The organism is Paenarthrobacter sp. NPDC058040, from assembly GCF_042885775.1.
Taxonomy (GTDB): domain Bacteria; phylum Actinomycetota; class Actinomycetes; order Actinomycetales; family Micrococcaceae; genus Arthrobacter.
In genome coordinates this window covers 12,130-32,719 of sequence record NZ_JBHVRN010000005.1, presented here as the reverse complement: position 1 = coordinate 32,719, position 20,590 = coordinate 12,130, and the positions used below count along the sequence as shown (strand labels likewise).

Sequence of the window (20,590 nt, the reverse complement as noted above, 5' to 3'; positions counted from 1 at the left end):
TTTGACGGTTTCCCCACTGCTGCGGCGGTCCTTGCCCGCAGGCTTCCCGGGCGCTTCCACAGGGTTCGCCGAAGCTGCCCCGGTGGTTTCCGGGGCTTGCTGTCCACGCTTGGCGTCGGCCGTTCCGGCTTCGCCTGCGGGTGACTCAGGAACCTGCTTTATATCCGACACCACGCACCGTCAATACAACCTCGGGCGCCTCCGGGTCGCGTTCAATCTTGGAACGCAAACGCTGGACATGGACATTCACCAATCTGGTGTCGGCGGCATGCCGGTATCCCCAGACCTGCTCGAGGAGCAACTCACGGGTGAAGACCTGCCAAGGTTTCCGTGCCAAGGCCACCAGGAGGTCGAACTCAAGCGGGGTCAGCGAGATGCGCTCCCCGCCACGGGTCACCAGGTGTCCCGCAACGTCAATGGTGACGTCGGCGATCCGCAGCGTCTCGGGCGCTTTCTGCTCGCCCGGACGGAGGCGTGCCCGGACACGGGCCACCAGTTCAGCGGGCTTAAAGGGTTTGGGCACGTAGTCGTCCGCGCCCGATTCCAATCCACGGACCACGTCCGAAGTGTCCGACTTCGCGGTGAGCATCACGATTGGAACATCCGACTCGCCACGGATCTGGCGGCACACTTCGATTCCGTCTGAACCGGGAAGCATGAGGTCGAGGAGTACGAGGTCCGGCTTGGACGAGCGGAAGACATCGAGGGCCTGGCCGCCGTCTGCGCAGAACACCGGCTCGAAGCCGTCGTTACGCAGGACGATGCCAATCATTTCTGCGAGCGCTTCGTCGTCGTCTACTACCAGAATGCGTGCCTTCATAGTTATATATTCCCTTATCGACAAGCCTTTGTCCTGTTGGCGAGGGCGCACGGCATGGCGTCCTTCAGGAGCACTTCCACCGTACTGCACTGCCCCGAACCCGCTGTGCCTCCGCGGAATCACGCCAATGCTATGAGGGATGGCAGCGGGACTATAGGCTGGGGTCCAGATCCGTTTGGGGGGCGTCGATGGTCGGCGATCAGGGTCTGATGGGGAGGAACTCGTGTCACAACCAGAGCATGGCCAGCAGCCGCCGGCCGGTGGCCAAGGCGGGTGGGGAAGCCAACCGCAATGGGGCGGTCAACCAGCGTGGCCGGCACCTCCCGGACCGCAGCACTGGCAGGGCCAGGGACCAGCCGGGATGCCCGGTGCCCAGCCGTACGGACAACACCATGGCCAGCCTTACGGACAACAGTATGGCCAGCCTTACGGTCAACCAATGTACGTGGCTCCCCCCAAGCCCGGGATCATCCCCCTCAGGCCGTTGCAGTTCGGCGAGTTCCTGGACGGCGCATTCCAGACTATCCGCCGGAATGCGGCTTCCATGGTGGGCTCGGCCCTCATTGTGCAGGCCGTCAGCGGGATCGTGACGGGTGTCCTGACCATGGCAGTCCTGCCGGCCATGGAATCCCTGCAGTCGGTCAATCGCCGTGCGGACCTGGATTCCTTCCTGGGCCCGGTCGTCGGCTTCCTGGCTGCCATTTTTGGCGTTGTCATCCTCACCACGGTCCTTGGCTCGGTCCTGCAGGGGGTCTTCGCTGTGCCGGTCTCCCGTTCAGTCCTGAACCGGCGCACGGGATTCCGGCAAATGTGGAAACTTGCGGCAAGGCAGATATGGCCACTTCTTGGCGTTGCCGCGCTCCTCACCTTTGTGGGCCTGCTGGCCGTCGCTGCGGTGGTCGGCGTCGCCGTGCTCCTGATCATGAGCATGGGACCTGCCGGAATCGGCCTGGCTGTTCCGCTGTGGATCGGCGCCATCGTCCTGTTCGTCTGGATTGGCCTGAAACTCATGTTCGCTCCCGCCGCCATTGTGGTGGAACGGGTGGGCGTCTATGACGGCCTGCTGCGTTCCTGGCAGTTGACCCGGAACAGTTGGTGGCGGATCTTAGGGATCTCCCTTGTGGTGGCCATCATGGTGGGCGTCATTGGCAATGTGGTCCAGATCCCGGTGAGCCTGGCCACCGAAGGCGTTGGAACGGTGTTCTCTCCACACCCCGACGCCTCCTCCACCGGTTCAGGTTTGCTGCTGGCTACTGTCATTTCCACCATCGTCGCCGTCCTGGTGGGGTCGGTGACCTTCGCTTTCCAAACGTCGGTCACTGCGCTCATCTACGTGGATCTCCGGATGCGGCGTGAAGGACTCGACGTGGAACTGATGCGATTGATGGAGACGGGCGCCGACCCCGACGGCGTACCGGGAGAGCCCCGGGCCCCGGGTGTCGGCATGCAGTGGCCGCCCCATGGCGGTTCCTGGCCCGCTCCCGGTTCGCCCGTCCCGGACGGGCCCTACGGGCCACGGCCTCCGGTATGACAGGAGCGTTGACGCTGGCCGTCACGAGCGAACCGCCGGTGGTTCCGGACCGGGACGAGGCCAGACGGTGGGCCGTCGAGGAGCTCAGCAAGAACAAGTACGCAGAAGCACGTCCCAGTTGGCTGGACCAGATGTGGCGCGACTTCCTTGACTGGCTCAACTCCCTGGGCGGCGATGGTACCTCAGGTGGAAACGGTGTGGCCGTCCCGCTCATCATCACTCTCGCGGTGGTGCTTATTGTGGTGGCCGTTGTCCTCGTCCGACCTCGCCTGAACGCACACCGCAAGGCACCTCCCGCAGGGGTCTTCGGCGACGAACCGGTGGTGGGGGCGGCAGCATACAGGCAACGCGCCGCAACTGCCGCCGGCGACGGCAACTGGCAGGCCGCCGTCGTCGAACAATTCCGTGCCCTGGTGCGTTCCGCGGAAGAACGTGACGTTCTCGAGTCACGGGCCGGCAGGACTGCCGACGAAGCTGCTGCGCAACTGGGCCAGGCCTTTGGACCCGCCCACCAACGCCTCGCCGAGGCCGCAGGCGTCTTTGACGCCGTCCTGTACGGCGACCAATCCGCACAGGGGCCGGACTTCGAGGCCATTCGGCAACTGGATGCGGAACTGCTGGCCATGTCCCCCGGCTACCCTGCACCTGCCGGACACGGATTGGCCGTGCCGCGATGACTCTGACCGGTACATCCCCCGGTACACCTACGGACGATGCTCCCGCCAACGCGCAGCCCGGCACCAAGCAACTGAACTGGTTCCGGCGAAATGCGAAGTGGGTGGCGCTTGCTGTCTTGTTTGCCGCATTGGTGACTTACCTCGTTGTCCAGCGGCAGGCGCCCACGACGGACACGCGTCCGTTGTCGGCCAACAACCCAGGGCCGGACGGCGCCATGGCCTTGGCCGAACTCCTCCGCCAGCACGGTGTCCGTGTCACCAGCACCGACTCCCTTGCCGGAACGCTGGACGCCCTTGAGGAAAACCCGCAGTCCACGGTCCTGATCCATGACCCACGGGGCTTCCTGGGCCGGGAGCGGTTGGCGGAGCTGCGGGACTCAGATGCCGCCAGGGTGGTCGCGGTGTCACCACGGCTTGGAACGGTCCGTGGCCTCGACGCACAAATCCAGGCCAGCGGAGTCGTTCCCGATTCGACCAACGTGCTCGCTCCCTCGTGCCGGCAAGCGGACGCAACGGCGGCCGGCAACGTTGCTGCGCGGGGCACTGTCTACACTGCCCCGGTCACGTGCTATAGCACCCGTCCCGGCGGCCCGGGGCTCTACGCTGCCTCCTCCACCGGCAAGGTGGTGGTCCTGGGCAGCGCAGATCTGCTCAATAACGCCCACTTGGCGGAGGAAGGAAACGCCGCACTCGCACTCCGTACGATGGGCACCACCGGTCAGGTCATCTGGTACTTGCCCGGCGTTGCCGATCTCGAGGCGGACGCGTCCACCCCCAGCCTCAATGATTTGGCGCCACCCTGGCTGGCCGTTGCAGGTCCGTGGCTTGCCCTCGTCGCGGTGCTGTCCATCGCATGGCGGGGACGGCGACTGGGTCCCTTGGTAAACGAGCCACTGCCCGTGGTGGTGAAAGCGGCGGAAACCGCAGAGGGCCGGGCCCGCCTCTATCAGGATTCCCGGGCAGTACAGCGGGCGGCGGACAACCTTCGGGCTGGGACGCTGTGGAGATTGGCCAAGCACTTCAACCTTGGTGCCGACGCCACACCGGACGCGATCATCGACGCCTTGGAGCGACACTTTGGAAGACCCATTCCCGAACTCCGTTTCACCGTGATCGACTCCGATCCCCAAACAGAAGGACAACTTGTGCAGTGGGCACAACACATGGAACGAATCGAACAGGAGGCGACAGCCCGATGAGCAACCAGCCCAGCAGCTACACGGACAGCGCCGAGCGATACGCCGGCACTACGACGCCGGAAGCCGGCAACACCGGAATGGACACCACGTCCGCAGCCCACCACGATGGACGAGCGGCGGCCAATGGAGCCGGAGACCCGGCCCGGCAGTCGCTGCTGAACGTCAGGAACGAGGTGGGCAAGGCCGTGGTCGGCCAGGACCCCACGGTGACCGGGATGCTCATCGCTTTGCTGTGCGGCGGTCATGTCCTCCTTGAAGGGGTACCGGGCGTCGCCAAGACCCTGCTGGTCCGGGCACTGTCGACCGCCCTGAGCCTGGATACCAAGCGCGTGCAGTTCACTCCGGACCTCATGCCCGGCGACGTCACAGGCTCGTTGGTCTATGACGCCCATTCCTCGGAGTTCTCCTTCCGGGAAGGTCCCGTCTTCACCAATATCCTCCTGGCCGACGAGATCAACCGGACGCCACCGAAGACCCAGGCTTCATTGCTCGAAGCGATGGAGGAGCGGCAGGTTTCCGTGGACGGTGTTTCGCGGCCCCTTCCGGAACCGTTCATCGTGGCGGCAACCCAGAACCCCGTTGAGTACGAGGGAACGTATCCGCTGCCCGAGGCCCAGTTGGACCGGTTCCTCCTGAAGCTCACCATGCCGCTGCCCGGCCGGGCCGAAGAGATCGAGGTGATTCGCCGCCACGCCGCCGGTTTCGATCCCCGGAACCTCGCTGCCGCGGGCGTGCGGCCGGTTGCCGGTGCCACGGAACTCTCGCAGGCCCGCCAGGCCGTTGCCGGAGTTTCAGCTGCACCGGAAGTCCTCGCCTACATCGTGGACGTAGTCCGCGCCACGAGATCCGCACCGTCCTTCCAGCTCGGGGTTTCCCCTCGCGGAGCCACCGCTTTGCTCAACACCTCGAAGGCGTGGGCGTGGTTGTCAGGGCGTTCCTTCGTGACTCCAGACGACGTCAAGGCCTTGTCGTTGCCGTGCCTCCGGCACCGTGTTGGCCTGCGACCCGAGGCACAGATGGACGGGATCAACGTTGACGACGTGCTGGGCAGTATCCTGGCTTCCGTTCCGGTACCGCGGTGACCCAGTATCCGGTCCCGGCCGGGGCTTCGGTGGATCGCCTTGCGGTACCTGCGAAGGGGTGCTGAATGGCCGTAACGGGTCGCTTTGTCCTTCTGGCCTTCGCTGCGTTGGCACCTGTTGTCCTGTTTCCGTCCTGGTCAACGGTGCTTATGGTCGCAACCGCACTTCTGCTGCTGCTCACTGTGGACTTGGCGCTGGCCGCTTCCCCCGCCAAAACCGTTCTTGAGCGCGTCCAGCCGACCAACGTCACCCTGGAAAACAAGACAGAATCGGTGGTGGTTGTCACCAATCCGGGCCGCCGGAAGCTTCGCGCTTTGGTACGTGACGCATGGCAACCATCTGCCGGCGCCCTCAACGCCGTCCAGAACCTGGTGGTTCCGGCGGGCGAACGCCGCCGGATGGCCGTCACCTTGGTCCCTCGGCGGCGCGGTGACCTTGCGGCGCCACACGTAACCATCCGTTCCCACGGTCCTCTGCACCTCGCCGCCCGCCAGCGCACCCGGCCGTTGCCCGGCCATCTCCGGGTGCTTCCGCCTTTCCACGCCAAGCGGCACCTGCCCTCCAAGCTGCGGAAGCTCCGCGAACTCGATGGCAGGGCGGCTGTTCAGATCCGCGGTGCCGGCACGGAATTCGACTCCCTCCGCGACTACGTCCGCGGGGACGACGTCCGCTCCATCGACTGGCGCGCCACGGCCCGGCGCAGCTCCGTCGTTGTCCGCACGTGGCGTCCGGAGCGGGACCGCCGCGTGGTCATCGTCCTGGATACGTCCCGGACAGCCGCCGCACGGATCGAGGATGAGACCCGGCTGGACACCGGCATCGAAGCTTCCCTCCTTTTGGCAGTCCTTGCTGAACGCGGTGGGGACAGGGTGGATTTCCTCGCTTACGACAGACGTCTCCGCGCCCGGGTGGAGTCGGCGTCGAAAGGTAACCTCCTGGGCCAACTCGTCCAGGCGATGGCGCCGCTGGATGCCGAACTCATCGAACTCGACTGGCAACAGATTCCCGGCCAGGTCCGGGCCGTCTCTGCCCACCGCTCGCTGGTGGTGCTGTTGACTGCGCTCGACGGCGGCGCCCCCGAAGAGGGCCTGCTCCCTTTGGTTGCCCAGCTCGCAACCCAGCACGTGGTTGTCGTGGCGTCAGTCCGCGACCCTGTGCTCGCCTCAATGAAGGAAGAACGTTCGACGGCGAGCCAGGTCTTCCGTGCTGCAGCCGCCGAACGGGCGCTGCTGGAGCGGGCAGCAGTTACAGCGCAGCTCCGGCAAGTGGGAGCAGAAGTGGTGGACGCGGATCCACTGGACCTGCCTCCCCAACTCGCAGATACGTATATCCGGCTCAAGGCTGCCGGACGCCTCTAGGAAGGAACGCACGCCGTGGGCGATGCCATCTACCAACTGGCTTTGCGCGACGACTTCGACCGCCTGCAGCCGGAGCTTCGCGACTACTTTTCCCTTGCCCCCGGTTCCGGCATGTACGGCATCGGCCAGGGAGTCTTCGATGTGGTGGGCTGCCGGCAAAAGTGGCTGCGCCCTTTGCTGGCCCTCACGGGCAACGAGGAGGCTTTCTTTCCCGAATACGGCGAGGGCATCCCCTTCCGGATAGAAAACCATGCCCATATGGATCCGTTCGGACGCCCGGCGCTGACTGCCCGGAGGGAGATCTATTTCCCCTCCGGGACAAGGCTTTTCCACGACACAACGAGCGCCCTTCCCGGCCCGCACGGACAGCCCCATCGGCTGGTGGACCATCTGGGCCGCTACCGGCGCCTGGTGACGGACCTTGAGGTCAGCGCAACCCCTGAAGGAAGGCTGCGTGGTGTGTCCAGAGCCAGCAGGCTTTTCCTGGGTCCCCTCCGGATCCCGCTGCCGGCAGCACTCGACGCCCGCGCCTATGCCGAACAGTGGTGGGACGAGGCAGATGGCAAGCACCGGATCCAGGTGAAAGTGATCCAGCCACAAGTGGGCTTGATCCTTGTGTACGCCGGCCGCTTCGACTACCGGCTGGTTCCGTATCTGCCCGGTTCCGCAGCCGGGACCGCCCTGCCACGCTACGCGGAGCCCCAGCGATGGGAAGAACGGGTCTAGCCCTGGGCCAGCTGGTCCAGGCCGTCGGCCACCTGCGCCAGCTTCGCCAGCGCAGCTTTGGCCTCCGCGGGCTTCAGGTGTGCCAGGCCAGTCGCCGGGGTTACCCGCAATCCGGCCAAGGCCGAAGCGGGCAGGCCCATCTGGCGCCATGGCCGCCACAAGCGTTCCACGATTTCAGAGGTCCGCGGCAAGGATGGTCCGTCCGTAGGCAGCGCGCCTGCCCAGACACGCTTGCCGGCCTCCACCGCAGCGGCCAGTTGCTCCCATTGGCGGGTGGTCAAAGCTTTCAAGGGCACGGCGACACCGTCAGCTCCCGCTGCCAGGATACGTTCGATCGGCGCTTCGATCTCCGGCACGGAAACAACGGTTTCGACGACGCCGGCCGCCTTGAGTGCGTCGATCACCAGCCGCCACGCTGAGCTGACTTCGTCACCTGCTATGGACCGCAACGTCCGGTAACCACTCGCCGTTGGAATGGTTCCGCCCATCACGGCGGCAATAGCGGGTTCGTCCAGTTGCACGACGATGCCGGCTCCGGGAACTGCTGCCCGGACTTTCCGAAGATGATCGGCCACCCCAGCTGCCAGGGACGCGGCAATGTCGCGACGCGCACCATGGTCAAGGAGCGCCCGCTCACCGTTGTGCAGGTACAGCTCGGAGGCCAGGGTGAGGGGTCCCACCAACTGGATCTTCAATTCGGTGGCCGAAACATCTTCTGCTCCTGCCACGTCGGCCAGGACGTTGATGTCCGATGAAAGGGCCGACCGCGCCCGAAAGTGGTCCTTTCCGGGACGGTCCACCAGCCGCCAGCCGTGCGGTTGGACGTCGATGGCCAAATCCACCAGCAGGTTGCCCGTGCGGCCAACGGCGTCGGAACCAACACCACGCCCGGGAAGCTCCGGGAGGAACGGAAGGTGCGGGTCGCCCAGCTCTCCACGGATGGTCCGGATGGCCTCCGCAGGGTCAGTCCCCGGCCACGGACCAAGGGCCGTGGCGCTGGCCCGAACGGGGTGCTCTTCCGCCACGCCTAGGCCTGCTGGCTGGAAATCTGGTGGTTCTCGGCAATCGCCTCATGGTGCCGGATGACTTCGCTGATGATGAAGTTCAGGAACTTCTCAGCGAAGGCGGGGTCCAGATGGGCGTCTTCGGCGAGGCGCCGCAACCGCGCGATCTGTGCCGCCTCCCGGCCCGGGTCCCCCGCGGGAAGCTTGTGTGTTGCCTTGAGCACGCCCACCTTCTGGGTGGCCTTGAACCGTTCGGCCAACAGGAACACCAAGGTGGCGTCGATGTTGTCGATGCTGGACCGGATGGACAACAGTTCCTCCATGATGGCCCGGTCTACCTGGCCTGACAGGGAACTCGCTGCCGGGTCGAAGGATTCGGTGTCATCGGGAAGGGCGTGGCTCTGCTCGGTCATGCCTTCCAGTCTATGGTGTAGGGCCGGTGGCTCCGTTGTTGTTACCTCCCGGTCGAGCTTCCCCAAGGGACGGAGCAAGCCAGTGTTGCCACTGCCCAATCGGGTGCACAATGGGCTCCATCACCTGCGGATCGGCAAAGGAGCTTCCATGAAGATCGCCGTTTTGGGAACGGGAATGGTGGGGCATGCCCTCGCCGGAAAGTTGGTGGCGCTGGGCCACGAGGTCACCATGGGTTCCCGCGAACCGGGGAATCCCAAAGGCGTTGCCTGGGCTGAGGCGTCCGGGGACCTCGCGCATGCGGGGTCCTTCTCGCAGGCCGCCGCCGAATCTGAACTGATTGTCAACGCCACACCTGGAGCCGTCACCCTGGCGGCACTGGCCGAGGCGGGCGAACCAAACCTGAACGGCAAGGTCCTCCTGGACGTATCCAACGGCCTGGACAACTCCAGCGGCTTTCCTCCGGCGCTGACGGTGTGCAACACGGACAGCATCGCCGAAACCATCCAACGCACCTATCCTGAAGTGCGCGTGGTCAAGTCACTGAATACGGTCAGTGCTCCGGTCATGGTGGAGCCGTCGCGGCTGCCTGGAGCGCACGACATTTTCATGGCAGGCAACGATGCTGGCGCGAAGGCCAGCGTTTCCGCGCTGCTTCAGGATTTCGGTTGGCTCAAGGAGCACATCCGGGACCTTGGCGGACTGGACGCCGCACGTGGCATGGAGATGTGGCTTCCCTTGTGGCTGCGCATCTTCATGCAGCAGCCACAAGGGAAAATGTTCAACATCGGGATTGTGTCCGAATAGCGTCAGCCACCCAACAGCGCCCGGTGGGCCTCCCGCCGTCGTGCTTGTTCATCCGGGTCCGGAACCGGCAGCGAGGCGATCAGCCGCTTCGTGTAGTCGTGCTGCGGCGAACCCATGACGTGGTTGCCGATGCCCTGTTCAACGAGCTTGCCTTTGTAAAGCACGCCCACCCAGTGGGAAAGCATGTCCACGACGGCCAGGTCATGGCTGATGAAGAGCGCCGCGAAACCGTACTCTTCCTGGATGTCCTTGAAGAGATCCAGGACCTTGGCCTGCACGGAGACATCCAGAGCCGAGGTCGGTTCGTCGGCAATCAAGAGCCGGGGGTTGAGCGCCAGCGATCTCGCCAAGGAGGCGCGCTGCCGCTGTCCGCCGGAGAGCTCGTGCGGGTACCGTTGCGCGTACGACGCCGGCAACTGGACTGACTCAAGCAACTCGCCTACGCGTTTCCTCGCCTGCGCCGCGCTTGGATTGGTATGGATGACAAGCGGCTCGGCGACACACTCACCAATGGTGAGATGCGGGTTGAATGACGCAGCCGGGTCCTGGAAGACGAAGCCGATGTCCTTCCGCAGGGGCCGGAATGTCCTTTCCTTGAAGTCCAGCATCTCGTAACCAAGGACCTTCAGGCTGCCGCCCGTCACCCTCGTTAAACCGGCGATGGCGCGGCCGATGGTGGACTTGCCCGACCCCGACTCGCCCACCAGGCCAAAAACCTCATTTTCGGAGACAGTAAAGCTTACGTCGTCCACTGCTTTGAACCCGTGCCGTCCGAAGCGGCCAGGGTATTCGATGGTGAGGTTCTTGGCCTCCACCAACACCTTTCCGTCCTGATGGAGCCGGGTGCGGGCGCCCTCGGACGCCGAGTTACGGCCCAGGTGTGGAACCGCGGCAAGCAGTTTCCGCGTGTACTCCTCGCGGGGCTCCGCGAAGAGCACCCGTGACGGCGCCTCCTCCACCACGTCACCTTGGTACATCACCACCACGCGGTCGGCGAGGTCCGCCACCACGCCCATGTTGTGGGTAATCAGCACGATCGAGGTTCCGTAGTTGTCCCGCAATTCACGCAGGAGCTGAAGGATTTCGGCCTGCACCGTGACGTCCAGGGCAGTGGTGGGCTCGTCAGCCACAATGAGTCCGGGGTTCAACGCCAGGGCAGCCGCGATGACGACGCGTTGCTTTTGGCCGCCGGAGAACTGGTGGGGATAGTAGTCCACCCGGGTTTCCGGATCCGGTATGCCCACTTTGCGGAGGGCTTCGGTGGCACGCGACTTCGCTTCCTTGGCGGACACGCGGTGCCCGTCCTTTGCATGGGCGCGGATGCCTTCGGCAATCTGCCAACCCACGGTGAAAACGGGGTTCAAGGCCGTCGACGGTTCCTGGAAGACCATGGCAACGTCCCTGCCGCGGATCTTGCGCAGGGCCGCCTTGCCGAGGCTGATCACATTGTTGCCGTTGATCACTACGGCACCGGAACTGATGGCCGTCTCCGGCAACAGGCCCAGGATGGTCTTGGCCGTGACGGTCTTGCCCGATCCTGACTCCCCCACGATGGCCACTACCTCGCCGGGCTTCACGTCCAGGCTGACGTCCTTGACTGCATGGACGTCCCCGGCATCGGTGGCAAAGGTGACTTTGAGTTGGTCGATCGCCAGGACTGGCTCCACGGCGCCGCCCTGGTCCGCAATGTTTCCGAGGTTGGTGGTCATGGCTTACCTGCTTCTACCGGCGCCTGAGCGGTTCCGCCTGCGCGTTTGCGGCCACGGATCCGGGGATCGTTGAGGTCATTGATGCTCTCGCCAACCAGTGTGAGGCCGAGAACGGTGAGGACGATCGCCATACCCGGGAAGACACCGGTCCACCAGATGCCAGACGACGTGTCCGCCAGCGCCTTGTTGAGGTCGAAACCCCACTCGGCAGCGGAGGTGGGTTCGATGCCGAATCCGAGGAAGCCCAAGCCCGCCAGCGTCAGAATCGCTTCCGACGCATTCAGCGTGAACATGAGGGGCAGGGTCCGCGTAGCGTTCTTGAAGATGTGGCGCCCGATGATACGGAGGCTGGAAGCACCCAGGACCTTTGCGGATTCCACGAACGGCTCGGCCTTGAGGCGGATGGTCTCCGCACGGATCACCCGGAAATACTGCGGGACGAACACCACCGTGATGGAGAAGGCGCAGGAGAAGATGCCTCCCCAGAAGCTGGACTGCCCGCGGCTGATGACAATCGAGATGACGATGGCCAGCAGCAGTGTGGGGAAGGCGTAGATGGCATCGGCGACCACCACCAGGATGCGGTCCAGCCATCCACCGAAGTAGCCGCTGAGCAGGCCCAAGGCCACCCCGAGGAACAGGGACATGGCAACAGACACCACAATGACGGTAACGGCTGTCTGGGAACCCCAGAGAACCCGGGACAGCACGTCGTAGCCACCGACCGTGGTGCCCAGAAGGTGCTTGGCGCTCGGTGCCTGCTGGGTGGGGAACGAGCCTGAGGCATCGCTGAGCTGGGAATAGCCGTACGGTGCCAGCAGAGGAGCGAAGATGCTCGTCAGAAGGAACAGTCCGCTCAGGATCACGCCCGCAACGAGCATCCCCCGTTGGAGTCCAACGCTCTTCCTGAGGTGCGACACCACGGGAAGCCTGGAAAAGAGGGGCTGCTTGGGTGCAGCCAGTTCAGGTGTAGCCATGGTCAGTACCTCACTCGGGGGTCGATGAGGGCAGCGATGATGTCCACGATGAAGTTGGTGACGGCCACGATGACCGCGAGGAGGACAACGATGCCCTGGACGGCCACGAAATCGCGCGCGTTCAGGTACTGCACCAGCTGGTACCCCAGCCCTTTCCATTCGAACGTGGTCTCCGTCAGGATGGCGCCACCCAGCATGAGGGCGATTTGGAGTCCCATGACGGTAATGATGGGGATGAGCGCCGGCTTGTAGGCATGCTTGGTCACCAGCCGGAATTCGCTGACACCGCGGGAACGGCCGGCCTCGACATAGTCCTTGCCGAGCGTTCCGATCACGTTGGTCCGCACCAGGCGCAGGAAGACGCCGGCTGTCAGCAGTCCCAGGGCAACGGCAGGGAGTACGGCGTGGGCGGCAACGTCGCCGAAGGCGGTGAAGTTGCCGCTGCGCAGCGCGTCCAGCCAGTAGATTCCCGAAGGGGCAGCCAGGGTGCTCATGGTCAGTTCCGTTCGCGTGGACGCGCGACCGGCCACCGGGAACCAGCCGAGCCACACCGAAAAGGTCAGCTTCAGGAGGAGTCCCGAGAAGAAAACGGGTGTCGCGTAGCAGAGAATCGCAAAGAGCCTCAGGAAGGCGTCGGAAGTCTTGTCCCGATGTTGGGCGGCAACGAGGCCGAGCGGGATGCCCACCGCGAGCGCCACGATCAGGGCGTTGATGCTCAGTTCCAGGGTTGCGGCGCCGAAGGTGAACAACACCTCGACGACAGGACGGCGGTCCGTGATGGTGGTGCCGAAATTGCCCGTGACCAGCTGGCCGAGGTATTCGAAATATTGGACCAGGACGGGCCGGTCGTAGCCGGCGTCGTGGATGCGTTGCGCCAGGACATCCGGCGGCAACCGCCCGCCCTGGGCTGCGGTGATCGGGTCACCGATGACCCGCATCAGGAAGAAGACCAGGGTCACCAGGATGAAGACCGTGGGGATGATCAGGAAAAACCTGACCACGATGTACCTGCCGAGGCCTCCCCCGGACTTGGACTTGCTTTTCGGAGCCACCATGCCGGGTTCGGCATCGGGCACATCTATGAGAGTTGTCATGTGTTACCTGTGTTTCCTGCCCGTGGGTTGCGCGGGACTGGCTCGTGCGTACTGACGACGATGAGTCAGCAAAGGAGGCGGGACACGTGGTGAGTGTCCCGCCTCCCCGGGCGTGGTTACTTGGAAATGGTTCCGAGACGGAACTTGAAGGAAGCGTCGAGCGTCTTGTCGACGCCGTTCACGCCGCTTCCTGCGATGGCCACCTGGGCGCCTTGGAGCAACGGCAGGGTGGAAATATCCTTGGCCAGGGCGTTCTGGACATCCTGGATGTCCTTTTCACGCTTGGACTTGTCGGCCTCGGTGAGCTGCTTGCTGATCAGCTCGTTGACGGTGGCATTGTTGTAGTGGTTCTTGAGGAAGCCGCCCTCCGGGAAGAACGGGGTCAGGTAGTTGTCAGCGTCGCTGAAGTCCGGGAACCAGCCGAACTGGAACAGCGGGTATTCGTCGGCGCGGCTGGCCTTGCTGTATGTGACCCACTCAGTGGACTGCAGGTTGACCGTGAACAGACCGGACTTCTCCAACTGCTCCTTGATCATGGCGTACTCGTCGCCGGAGGATCCGCCGTAGTGGTCCGGGTTGTACTGCAGGTTCAAGGCAACCTTGTCAGTGATTCCCGCATCCGTGAGGACCTTCTTGGCCTTGTCCATGCTTGGCTTGCCGTTGTCACCGTAGGCGTCCTTGAAGGACTCGTTGGCACCGAGGAAGCCGTTGGGAACGTTCGAGTACAGCGGCAGGTACGTGCCCTTGTAGACCTGGTCGGCGATGGCCTGCCGGTCCACGAGGTTGGCGATTGCCTGGCGTACGGCCGTGGCCTTGGCAGGATCTGCCCCGGCCGCCTTGGTTCCGAACGGCATGGTGTCGAAGTTGAACGTGATGTAGCGGATCTCGCCACCGGGTCCGGTGAGGACCTTGACCTTGGAATCCTTCTTGAGGTCATCAACGTCCGTAGCGCTGAGGCTGCGGAACGCGACGTCGATGTTGCCCTGCTGGATGTCCAGCTTCAGGTTGGTGGGGCTCGCGTAGTACTTGATGGTTGCTTCGTCGTTGGCCGGCTTGCCCAGCACGCCTTGATAGTCAGCGTAGGCCTTGAAGCTCACCAGCTCGTTCTTCTTGTAGCTGTCGATCGTGTACTGGCCGTAGAAGGCCTTGGCCTTGATGATGTCATCGTCCGAAAGGACTTTGTCCGCCGGGAAGACTTCGTCGTCTACGATCGGCGCAGCCGGGCTGCTAAGGATCTGGGCAAAGGTCTGGTCGTTGGCCTGCTTGAGCTTGAACACCACGGTGGTGGCATCCGGAGCCGTCACGCTCTCGATGTTCGTCAGGAGCGAGGCGGGACCTGCCGGATCGTTGATGGCTACTTGGCGATCGAAGGAGAACTTCACATCCTTGGAATCGAGGGTGTGCCCGTTGGCCCACTTCAGGTTTGGCTTGAGCTTGACCGTGTACTCGGTGGGCGCCGTGAACGACGACGATTCCGCGAGATCCGGTACAGGATCGGCTCCGCCGGGCTTGGAGTTCAGCAGGAAGGAGTAGATCTGGTTCATCACCATGAACGAACCATTGTCGTAGGACCCGGCAGGGTCCAAGGCGGTGACTTTGTCTGTGGTGCCGTAGGCTACGGGTCCGGCTGCCGCCGGCGCGGAGGAGGAACCGCCGCCCGAGGGCCCGGTGCATGCCGTCAACGCCAGTGCGGAAACGCCCGCCAGCGCGATAACGCCGTGCAGGGCCTTCTTCTTCAGTGCCATCTGGTGAACCTTCTGTTCGATGGATTCGGCGCGCCGCCGTCGGATATTTGTGACGACGCACACATTTGATTCCCCGATTCAATCAGACTTCGACCCCAGGGAAGCCTTGATTCGATGATTCGAGACACAAAATTTACCAACCAGTAGGGTTCCTCGATCGTTAAGGCCCATTGCCCGCGTCCGCGCCCGGGAATATCTTTAGTGTCGAGTTGGCAAGCGCTGGTCCGCGGCATTATTTGCTCCGTGGCCGGCATCCGGGCGGTGGTTTGCGGGGCCGCCAAGATTGGGGATTGGAGCACCGAGTCCGAAGGACAGCCACATGAGCAAGTCAGCCCTTTGCGTAGGGATCAACAAATTCAAGTTCCTGCCCCAGTCCAGCTGGCTCCAGGGCTGCGTCAACGATGCTGACGACCTGTCCGCGCTGCTGGCCGAACAGTATGGCTTCGCCGCGGAGGACATCACCGTGCTCAAGGACGCCAAGGCCACCAAGAAAGCGGTCATGGCGGAGCTGAACAAGCTGGTGCAGGCGGCCACCTCCGGAAAGGCCGACCATCTGGTATTCAGCTTCTCCAGCCACGGAACGCAGATTCCGGACACCAACGGCGATGAAGCCGACCGCCTTGACGAGGCCTTCGCCTGCTACGACATCAACAACACCGGGGACTCGTGGGATCCTGCCACCGTCATCGCCGATGATGAGCTGTCCGATGTGTTCGCCAGCTTGCCGGATGGTATCCGCATGGACGTGGTCCTTGATACTTGCCACAGCGGCACCGGCCTGAAATCGCTGGACCTGGTTCCGGGCCGCCGGCCCCGCTTCCTGCCGGCACCCACGCCGCGGGCGGTCATCGCCAGCGAGTTCAACGACACCCGCACCCTTCGGGACATGGTCAAGTCGGCCAAGCTGTCCAAGCCCGTGCTCATGGCGGCGTGCCGTTCCGACCAGACTGCCGCCGACGCCCTCATAGACGGCCGTTACAACGGCGCCTTCACCTACCACTTCGTCAAATCACTGAAGAGCGACGGCACCCTGGGACGCGCAGAGATCCTCAAGCTGGTCAGCAAGGGCCTCAAGTCCGGCGGCTTCGATCAAGTGGCCCAGCTGGAAGGCACGACGGCGGCACGCAAGGCCGCGTGGGGCAGCTAAGGGCGGCCCGCTCCCCCGTTGGGGATTCAGTCACCTGTGCCATGGAACTTGTTCTTCACCCCCGACGACGCGGCCTCCTCGGCATCACGCTGTAGGTCCGACCGGAACTGGAGCGCTTGCCTGTCCCGGTCCATGACGGGTTTGAGGGCGGCGTAGACCAGCCTGCCACCGGCGTCGAACCTCAAAAGGCCTCCACCCCGGATGTCCACGTACTCCCGGCGTGTTTTCAACCCCAGGCGAACGTAGGCCTCCCGTCGGCTCATCCGGACCGTTTGGATGAACGAGGCACCGATTTCGGAGATGATGAATCCGTCCGGTGATACGCGTTCGGAAGTCCGAACCCGTGTGGAGCTCAACGGCGTCCGGCGTTCCAGTCGCGCCGCGTCGAGGAGCCGGGGGTTCTCCCAGACGAAACGCTGGACTTCCTGCGGGTCAGAACCAAGGGCGGAGAGGCGGATCGGGTATCGCAGCCCCTGGTAGTTATCCACTCCGCTGATGTTGTTCAATGACACCCTTCGAACGCCGATGGCGGAAAACTCGGCCTGCAGCGTGTCCCGGTAGCCATGTGGATCCTCCGGGACCATGTCCAGGTCGGCTGCAATGATTCCGCGCAGGAGGTCACGCCAACCAACATCAACCGGAGGCATGTACGCCAGGCCGCGGATCACCATGCGAAGGATCCTGGTTGCCACAATTGATCCTGATTCCGCTTTCTGCTGGAGGCTCTGGCCGTCCCCGAAACGGGCGTTCCGCTCGGACCACAGCTTATGGACGGCACGCAGGACCGCACCCACTACCACCGCTCCGCGGGCATGGGGCTCAGGAAGTTCTTGCCAGTCCGCGGGAACCGCTCCTACGAAAGGTTCCCTCAACGGACCGCGGGCGAAGAGATCCCGCGCGAAGTCGAACAGTGAGCGCTGCAGAACGGCGTCGTCCACCACCTGCCCTGCTTCAAACCCGCCGGCCGCTGCCTCGAGCTGCCGGTAGACCACCTCCCACGAGGAAAACACCTGAAGGATGGCCACGAGATCCGCCAGGGCTTCGTGGAGGGCGAGTTGTTCGATTGTGGCGAGTTGGTCCGCCCAGGCCGGCCGGAAGCCGTCCAGGATGGCATGGGTGACTTCGTGGGCAACGATGTCCCTGAACAACGCGGTGGGCACCTTGTAGCCCATGCGGTCTACGGACCCGAAGCGGATGATGTTGGTGCCGCGTTCGTAACCCGTGTCCGTCGCAGTCACGAGGTCCCTGGCCTTCAGGACCACCCGCCCCTCGGGATTCCACGGCATGCGACGGCCCAGTGTGGATTCAAAGACATCAAGCGTGCTCATGGCTACGCCGTAGACGTGCTGCGCCAGGAACCTGGTGTCGTCCAGCAACGCCCGGAGGTCAGCGGGGGGTGGTTCGGAAACCAGCTGCCAGGGGTCGCCCTGGCTGGTCAGGGTGACGGGCGAAACAGCGGTGCCCCGCCACTTCCTGATATGCACCGCATACCGGTGCCCGGTAGGTCCACGACGTAGCCGTTCCACCGGAATCCGCACCTGTGCTGTCAACGGTGGTGCACCGCCGGCACCGATTGGCCCTTCGGCCAGAACCGTCACCGAGACCATCTGCCCAGCTTTGATGTCTCCCGGGCTCTTCTTTGGAAATGCCACAGTCATCGCCGTCCCGAATGCGGACCCCCGAACACCGCAGCGGTTGAGCTGCTTAGGCCAGTATGGGGGTCCTGCCAAACGGAGGCAATGATTTAGAGCGCTGCCCTCTGGAGCGACCGGGCAGCGTCGATGGTTGCCTGGCCCAGCACCCTGCTGCCCTGGTAAAGCACAACGGTCTGCCCCGGCGCCACACCCCTGAGGGACTCTTCCAGGGTGACCACCAACTCGGCCCGCATGACGCCGTCCTCGTCGACCGCGTTTTCCACCCGGGCCGTAGCAGGAACGGGGTCGCCGTGGGCGCGCACCTGCGCGTAGCAATCAAAGACATCGCCCGTCGCTACTTCATCGATGGGAAGACCAGCCCACGAGACCTTGATGCCTCGGATTTCGTCAATGGCGAGCAGAGCCTCGGGGCCCACCACCACCTTGTTCTCCTTCGGGCGGATCTCCAACACGAAGCGGGGCTTGCCGTCGGCAGCAGGCCGGCCAAGCTTGAGTCCGCGACGCTGCCCCACCGTGAAGGCATTTGCGCCGGGGTGCTCGCCGACCTTTGCGCCCGTCTCATCCACGATGTCGCCCGTGGTCATCTCGATCTTTTCGGCCAACCAGCCGCGAGTGTCGCCGTCGGAAATAAAGCAGATGTCGTGGCTGTCCGGCTTGTTGGCGACGGACAAGCCGCGACGTTCCGCCTCCGCACGGACTTCGGCCTTGGACGGGGTGTCGGCGAGCGGGAACATGGAATGCTTGAGCTGCTCGTGCGTCAGGACGCCGAGGACGTAACTCTGGTCCTTGGCCCAGTCTGCGGCGCGGTGGAGTTCGCGGTTACCGTCGGCGTCCTCGATCACCTTGGCGTAGTGGCCCGTGCAGACGGCGTCAAACCCCAGTGCTATGGCCTTCTCCAGCAGTGCCGCAAACTTGATGCGCTCATTGCAGCGCATGCAGGGATTGGGCGTTCGTCCGGCTGCGTATTCGTCAATGAAGTCCTGGACGACGTCTTCCTTGAAGCGCTCCGAGAAGTCCCAAACGTAGTACGGGATGCCGAGAACGTCGCAGGCGCGCCAAGCATCCCGGGAGTCCTCGATGGTGCAGCAGCCGCGGCTTCCGGTTCGGAGCGTTCCGGGCATGCGGGACAACGCCAGATGTACTCCCACCACGTCGTGTCCGGCCTCGACGGCCCGGGCGGCTGCCACGGCGGAGTCGACTCCACCGCTCATTGCTGCAAGTACTCGCATGCTGGCTTTCTGTGTCATGGATTGCTTCAGGGCTTTCGCCGTCGGTCAGACGGCGCGCCCATCCATTCTAGCCGAACACGCCATGGCGGCCTTAAATTCCCTTGACTGCGGGCGCCGGCGCTTCTAAAGTCAAAGTCACCAGTTTTAGAACGGGGCGATGGACATGGCAACGGAACGGATGGTCATAGTGGGCGGCGGGCTCGCCGGCGCCACAGCGGCAAAGACGCTGCGCGCCGAGGGCTTCGAGGGTCCAATCACGCTCCTGGCGGCGGAGGGCAGGATCCCTTATCTGCGCCCACCCCTTTCCAAGGAATTCCTCCTTGGAAAGGCGCGTGAGGACGTCGTGGATGTGGTTCCTGGAGAGTGGTATGCGGACAACGGTGTTGAACTCCTCCTGGGCCGCCCCGTCGCAGCGCTCGATGTTGCGGGGCACAAAGCAACACTCATGGACGGCGAGGATATCGAGTACGCCAGGCTCCTGCTTGCCACCGGCGCCCAACCCCGGCACATCCCGCTGCCGGGCATTGAATTGGAAGGCGTCATGACCTTCCGGACGTTCAAGGACAGTGTCCGCCTGCGTTCATTGTTGCAACAAGGCGGACAACGCGTCGTGATGGTTGGCTCCGGATGGATTGGCATGGAACTGGCCGCAGCGGCGCGGAGCTACGGCAACGAGGTCTCCTTGCTCGGATTGGAGGACGTTCCACTCAGCGCAGCCATTGGTCCCCGGCTTGGTGCGCAGTTCCAAAAACTCCAAGAGGACCAAGGCGTCGTTTTCCACCTCCCTGCCAGCGTTGCCTCCATCGAAGGCAGGAACGGGCACGTGTCAGCCGTCCGCACAAACACCGGCATCTCCCTGCCCGCCGACATCGTGGTCGTCGCCGTCGGCGTCGTTCCGGACTCGGCACTCGCAGAGGCCGCAGGCCTAAAGATCCAGAACGGAATCGTGGTAGACGCCTCGCTTCGAAGCAGCGCACCGGATGTGCTGGCCGCAGGGGACGTCGCAAACGCCCTGCACCCATTCACCGGGGAACACCACCGCAGCGAGCACTGGGCCAATGCGCTGAACGGCGGAAAGGTGGCAGCAAAGTCCATGCTGGGACAGGCTGCCCTTCTGGATGTGGTGCCCTATTTCTACACGGACCAGTTCACTTTGAGCATGGAGTATTCGGGCTTCCCTTCACTCACCTCCGGCGTGGACCCCGTAATCCGGGGCTCCCTGGACGAAGGAAGCTACATCGCCTTCTGGCTCAGGAACGGCGGGCAAGGAATCAACCAGGTTGTGGCCGGCATGAGCGTCAACCAGCGCCGGGTGCAGAAACCCATCAAAGCACTCATTTCCGGCAAGGTTCCCGTCGACGTCCGCCGGCTCACAGATCCGGTCATTCCCCTGGAAGAACTCCTGCCCGAGGCCTAGGC

19 protein-coding genes are annotated in these 20,590 nt (G+C 64.0%); 9 read left to right on the top strand and 10 right to left on the bottom strand.

The window, feature by feature from the left end; translation table 11 throughout:
• Positions 1–145 precede the first annotated feature (145 nt).
• Entirely contained in the window at positions 146–820 is a 675-nt protein-coding gene (mtrA, locus tag ACFVSJ_RS07965; protein ID WP_347107889.1) for an MtrAB system response regulator MtrA, read from the bottom strand.
• Positions 821–1,046: 226 nt separating this feature from the next.
• Positions 1,047–1,214 carry a hypothetical protein gene (locus tag ACFVSJ_RS07960; protein WP_387435736.1) on the bottom strand — a complete coding sequence of 56 codons (168 nt, stop codon included), beginning with the start codon at positions 1,212–1,214 and terminating at the stop codon, positions 1,047–1,049.
• 45 nt (positions 1,215–1,259) lie between these two features.
• Here ACFVSJ_RS07960 and ACFVSJ_RS07955 point away from each other — a divergent pair, with 45 nt between their 5' ends.
• The 6 genes from ACFVSJ_RS07955 to ACFVSJ_RS07930 all read left to right on the top strand — a co-directional run bounded on the left by ACFVSJ_RS07955 (position 1,260) and on the right by ACFVSJ_RS07930 (position 7,393).
• The gene (locus tag ACFVSJ_RS07955) at positions 1,260–2,351 is read left to right on the top strand and encodes a glycerophosphoryl diester phosphodiesterase membrane domain-containing protein (protein ID WP_387435734.1); all 1,092 of its coding nucleotides are present in this window, start codon (positions 1,260–1,262) and stop codon (positions 2,349–2,351) included.
• The gene (locus tag ACFVSJ_RS07950) at positions 2,348–3,028 is read left to right on the top strand and encodes a DUF4129 domain-containing protein (RefSeq protein ID WP_387435733.1); all 681 of its coding nucleotides are present in this window, start codon (positions 2,348–2,350) and stop codon (positions 3,026–3,028) included. Before ACFVSJ_RS07955 ends, ACFVSJ_RS07950 begins: the two co-directional genes overlap by 4 nt.
• A complete protein-coding gene (locus tag ACFVSJ_RS07945; protein ID WP_387435732.1) occupies positions 3,025–4,227 on the top strand; it encodes a DUF4350 domain-containing protein in 1,203 nt (400 codons plus the stop codon). Before ACFVSJ_RS07950 ends, ACFVSJ_RS07945 begins: the two co-directional genes overlap by 4 nt.
• Before the next feature lie 77 nt (positions 4,228–4,304).
• The gene (locus tag ACFVSJ_RS07940; protein ID WP_387436145.1) at positions 4,305–5,309 is read left to right on the top strand and encodes an AAA family ATPase; all 1,005 of its coding nucleotides are present in this window, start codon (positions 4,305–4,307) and stop codon (positions 5,307–5,309) included.
• 65 nt (positions 5,310–5,374) lie between these two features.
• Positions 5,375–6,667: a DUF58 domain-containing protein gene (locus ACFVSJ_RS07935; RefSeq protein ID WP_387435730.1), complete on the top strand. Its 1,293-nt coding sequence runs from the start codon at positions 5,375–5,377 to the stop codon at positions 6,665–6,667.
• Positions 6,668–6,682: 15 nt separating this feature from the next.
• The gene (locus ACFVSJ_RS07930; RefSeq protein ID WP_387435728.1) at positions 6,683–7,393 is read left to right on the top strand and encodes a DUF4166 domain-containing protein; all 711 of its coding nucleotides are present in this window, start codon (positions 6,683–6,685) and stop codon (positions 7,391–7,393) included.
• Here ACFVSJ_RS07930 and ACFVSJ_RS07925 read toward each other — a convergent pair.
• Together ACFVSJ_RS07925 and ACFVSJ_RS07920 are read right to left on the bottom strand one after the other, a co-directional pair.
• A complete protein-coding gene (locus ACFVSJ_RS07925) occupies positions 7,390–8,418 on the bottom strand; it encodes a hypothetical protein (RefSeq protein WP_387435727.1) in 1,029 nt (342 codons plus the stop codon). The two genes, ACFVSJ_RS07930 and ACFVSJ_RS07925, sit on opposite strands and share 4 nt — an antisense overlap.
• A 2-nt stretch (positions 8,419–8,420) precedes the next feature.
• Positions 8,421–8,810: a chorismate mutase gene (locus ACFVSJ_RS07920; RefSeq protein WP_387435725.1), complete on the bottom strand. Its 390-nt coding sequence runs from the start codon at positions 8,808–8,810 to the stop codon at positions 8,421–8,423.
• 148 nt (positions 8,811–8,958) lie between these two features.
• Here ACFVSJ_RS07920 and ACFVSJ_RS07915 point away from each other — a divergent pair, with 148 nt between their 5' ends.
• Positions 8,959–9,615, top strand: coding sequence for an NADPH-dependent F420 reductase (locus tag ACFVSJ_RS07915; protein ID WP_387435724.1), 657 nt, complete (start codon positions 8,959–8,961; stop codon positions 9,613–9,615).
• A 2-nt stretch (positions 9,616–9,617) separates the two neighbouring features.
• On the opposite strand, the gene ACFVSJ_RS07910 is transcribed toward ACFVSJ_RS07915, so the two are convergent.
• The 4 genes from ACFVSJ_RS07910 to ACFVSJ_RS07895 form a co-directional block, all read right to left on the bottom strand.
• Positions 9,618–11,324 carry an ABC transporter ATP-binding protein gene (locus ACFVSJ_RS07910; protein WP_387435723.1) on the bottom strand — a complete coding sequence of 569 codons (1,707 nt, stop codon included), beginning with the start codon at positions 11,322–11,324 and terminating at the stop codon, positions 9,618–9,620.
• Positions 11,321–12,301, bottom strand: a complete 981-nt coding sequence (locus ACFVSJ_RS07905) for an ABC transporter permease (RefSeq protein ID WP_387435722.1) — start codon at positions 12,299–12,301, stop codon at positions 11,321–11,323. The genes ACFVSJ_RS07910 and ACFVSJ_RS07905 overlap by 4 nt, the downstream gene beginning before the upstream one ends.
• 2 nt (positions 12,302–12,303) lie before the next feature.
• Positions 12,304–13,395, bottom strand: coding sequence for an ABC transporter permease (locus ACFVSJ_RS07900; protein ID WP_387435720.1), 1,092 nt, complete (start codon positions 13,393–13,395; stop codon positions 12,304–12,306).
• Between the two features lie 116 nt (positions 13,396–13,511).
• Positions 13,512–15,140 (bottom strand): ABC transporter substrate-binding protein, encoded by a 1,629-nt coding sequence (locus tag ACFVSJ_RS07895; RefSeq protein WP_387435718.1) that lies wholly within the window; start codon positions 15,138–15,140, stop codon positions 13,512–13,514.
• 319 nt (positions 15,141–15,459) lie between these two features.
• On the opposite strand from ACFVSJ_RS07895, the gene ACFVSJ_RS07890 reads away from it, so the two are divergent.
• Positions 15,460–16,287, top strand: coding sequence for a caspase domain-containing protein (locus ACFVSJ_RS07890; RefSeq protein ID WP_387435716.1), 828 nt, complete (start codon positions 15,460–15,462; stop codon positions 16,285–16,287).
• Between the two features lie 26 nt (positions 16,288–16,313).
• Here the strand turns inward: ACFVSJ_RS07890 and ACFVSJ_RS07885 are convergent, their stop codons facing one another.
• Entirely contained in the window at positions 16,314–17,939 is a 1,626-nt protein-coding gene (locus ACFVSJ_RS07885) for a hypothetical protein (protein WP_387435715.1), read from the bottom strand.
• Positions 17,940–18,031: 92 nt separating this feature from the next.
• The gene (mnmA, locus tag ACFVSJ_RS07880) at positions 18,032–19,153 is read right to left on the bottom strand and encodes a tRNA 2-thiouridine(34) synthase MnmA (protein WP_387436144.1); all 1,122 of its coding nucleotides are present in this window, start codon (positions 19,151–19,153) and stop codon (positions 18,032–18,034) included.
• Positions 19,154–19,334: 181 nt separating this feature from the next.
• Here mnmA and ACFVSJ_RS07875 point away from each other — a divergent pair, with 181 nt between their 5' ends.
• Positions 19,335–20,588 carry an NAD(P)/FAD-dependent oxidoreductase gene (locus ACFVSJ_RS07875; RefSeq protein ID WP_387436142.1) on the top strand — a complete coding sequence of 418 codons (1,254 nt, stop codon included), beginning with the start codon at positions 19,335–19,337 and terminating at the stop codon, positions 20,586–20,588.
• The last annotated feature ends 2 nt before the right edge of the window (positions 20,589–20,590 follow it).

Bases quoted from the DNA above. Each gene is read 5' to 3' on its own strand.
- mtrA (WP_347107889.1), bottom strand. From the start codon at position 820: ATGAAGGCACGCATTCTGGTAGTAGACGACGACGAAGCGCTCGCAGAA.
- ACFVSJ_RS07960 (WP_387435736.1), bottom strand. From the start codon at position 1,214: ATGGTGTTGTCCGTACGGCTGGGCACCGGGCATCCCGGCTGGTCCCTG.
- ACFVSJ_RS07955 (WP_387435734.1), top strand. From the start codon at position 1,260: ATGTACGTGGCTCCCCCCAAGCCCGGGATCATCCCCCTCAGGCCGTTG.
- ACFVSJ_RS07950 (WP_387435733.1), top strand. From the start codon at position 2,348: ATGACAGGAGCGTTGACGCTGGCCGTCACGAGCGAACCGCCGGTGGTT.
- ACFVSJ_RS07945 (WP_387435732.1), top strand. From the start codon at position 3,025: ATGACTCTGACCGGTACATCCCCCGGTACACCTACGGACGATGCTCCC.
- ACFVSJ_RS07940 (WP_387436145.1), top strand. From the start codon at position 4,305: ATGGACACCACGTCCGCAGCCCACCACGATGGACGAGCGGCGGCCAAT.
- ACFVSJ_RS07935 (WP_387435730.1), top strand. From the start codon at position 5,375: ATGGCCGTAACGGGTCGCTTTGTCCTTCTGGCCTTCGCTGCGTTGGCA.
- ACFVSJ_RS07920 (WP_387435725.1), bottom strand. From the start codon at position 8,810: ATGACCGAGCAGAGCCACGCCCTTCCCGATGACACCGAATCCTTCGAC.
- ACFVSJ_RS07915 (WP_387435724.1), top strand. From the start codon at position 8,959: ATGAAGATCGCCGTTTTGGGAACGGGAATGGTGGGGCATGCCCTCGCC.
- ACFVSJ_RS07910 (WP_387435723.1), bottom strand. From the start codon at position 11,324: ATGACCACCAACCTCGGAAACATTGCGGACCAGGGCGGCGCCGTGGAG.
- ACFVSJ_RS07905 (WP_387435722.1), bottom strand. From the start codon at position 12,301: ATGGCTACACCTGAACTGGCTGCACCCAAGCAGCCCCTCTTTTCCAGG.
- ACFVSJ_RS07900 (WP_387435720.1), bottom strand. From the start codon at position 13,395: ATGACAACTCTCATAGATGTGCCCGATGCCGAACCCGGCATGGTGGCT.
- ACFVSJ_RS07895 (WP_387435718.1), bottom strand. From the start codon at position 15,140: ATGGCACTGAAGAAGAAGGCCCTGCACGGCGTTATCGCGCTGGCGGGC.
- ACFVSJ_RS07890 (WP_387435716.1), top strand. From the start codon at position 15,460: ATGAGCAAGTCAGCCCTTTGCGTAGGGATCAACAAATTCAAGTTCCTG.
- mnmA (WP_387436144.1), bottom strand. From the start codon at position 19,153: ATGAGCGGTGGAGTCGACTCCGCCGTGGCAGCCGCCCGGGCCGTCGAG.
- ACFVSJ_RS07875 (WP_387436142.1), top strand. From the start codon at position 19,335: ATGGCAACGGAACGGATGGTCATAGTGGGCGGCGGGCTCGCCGGCGCC.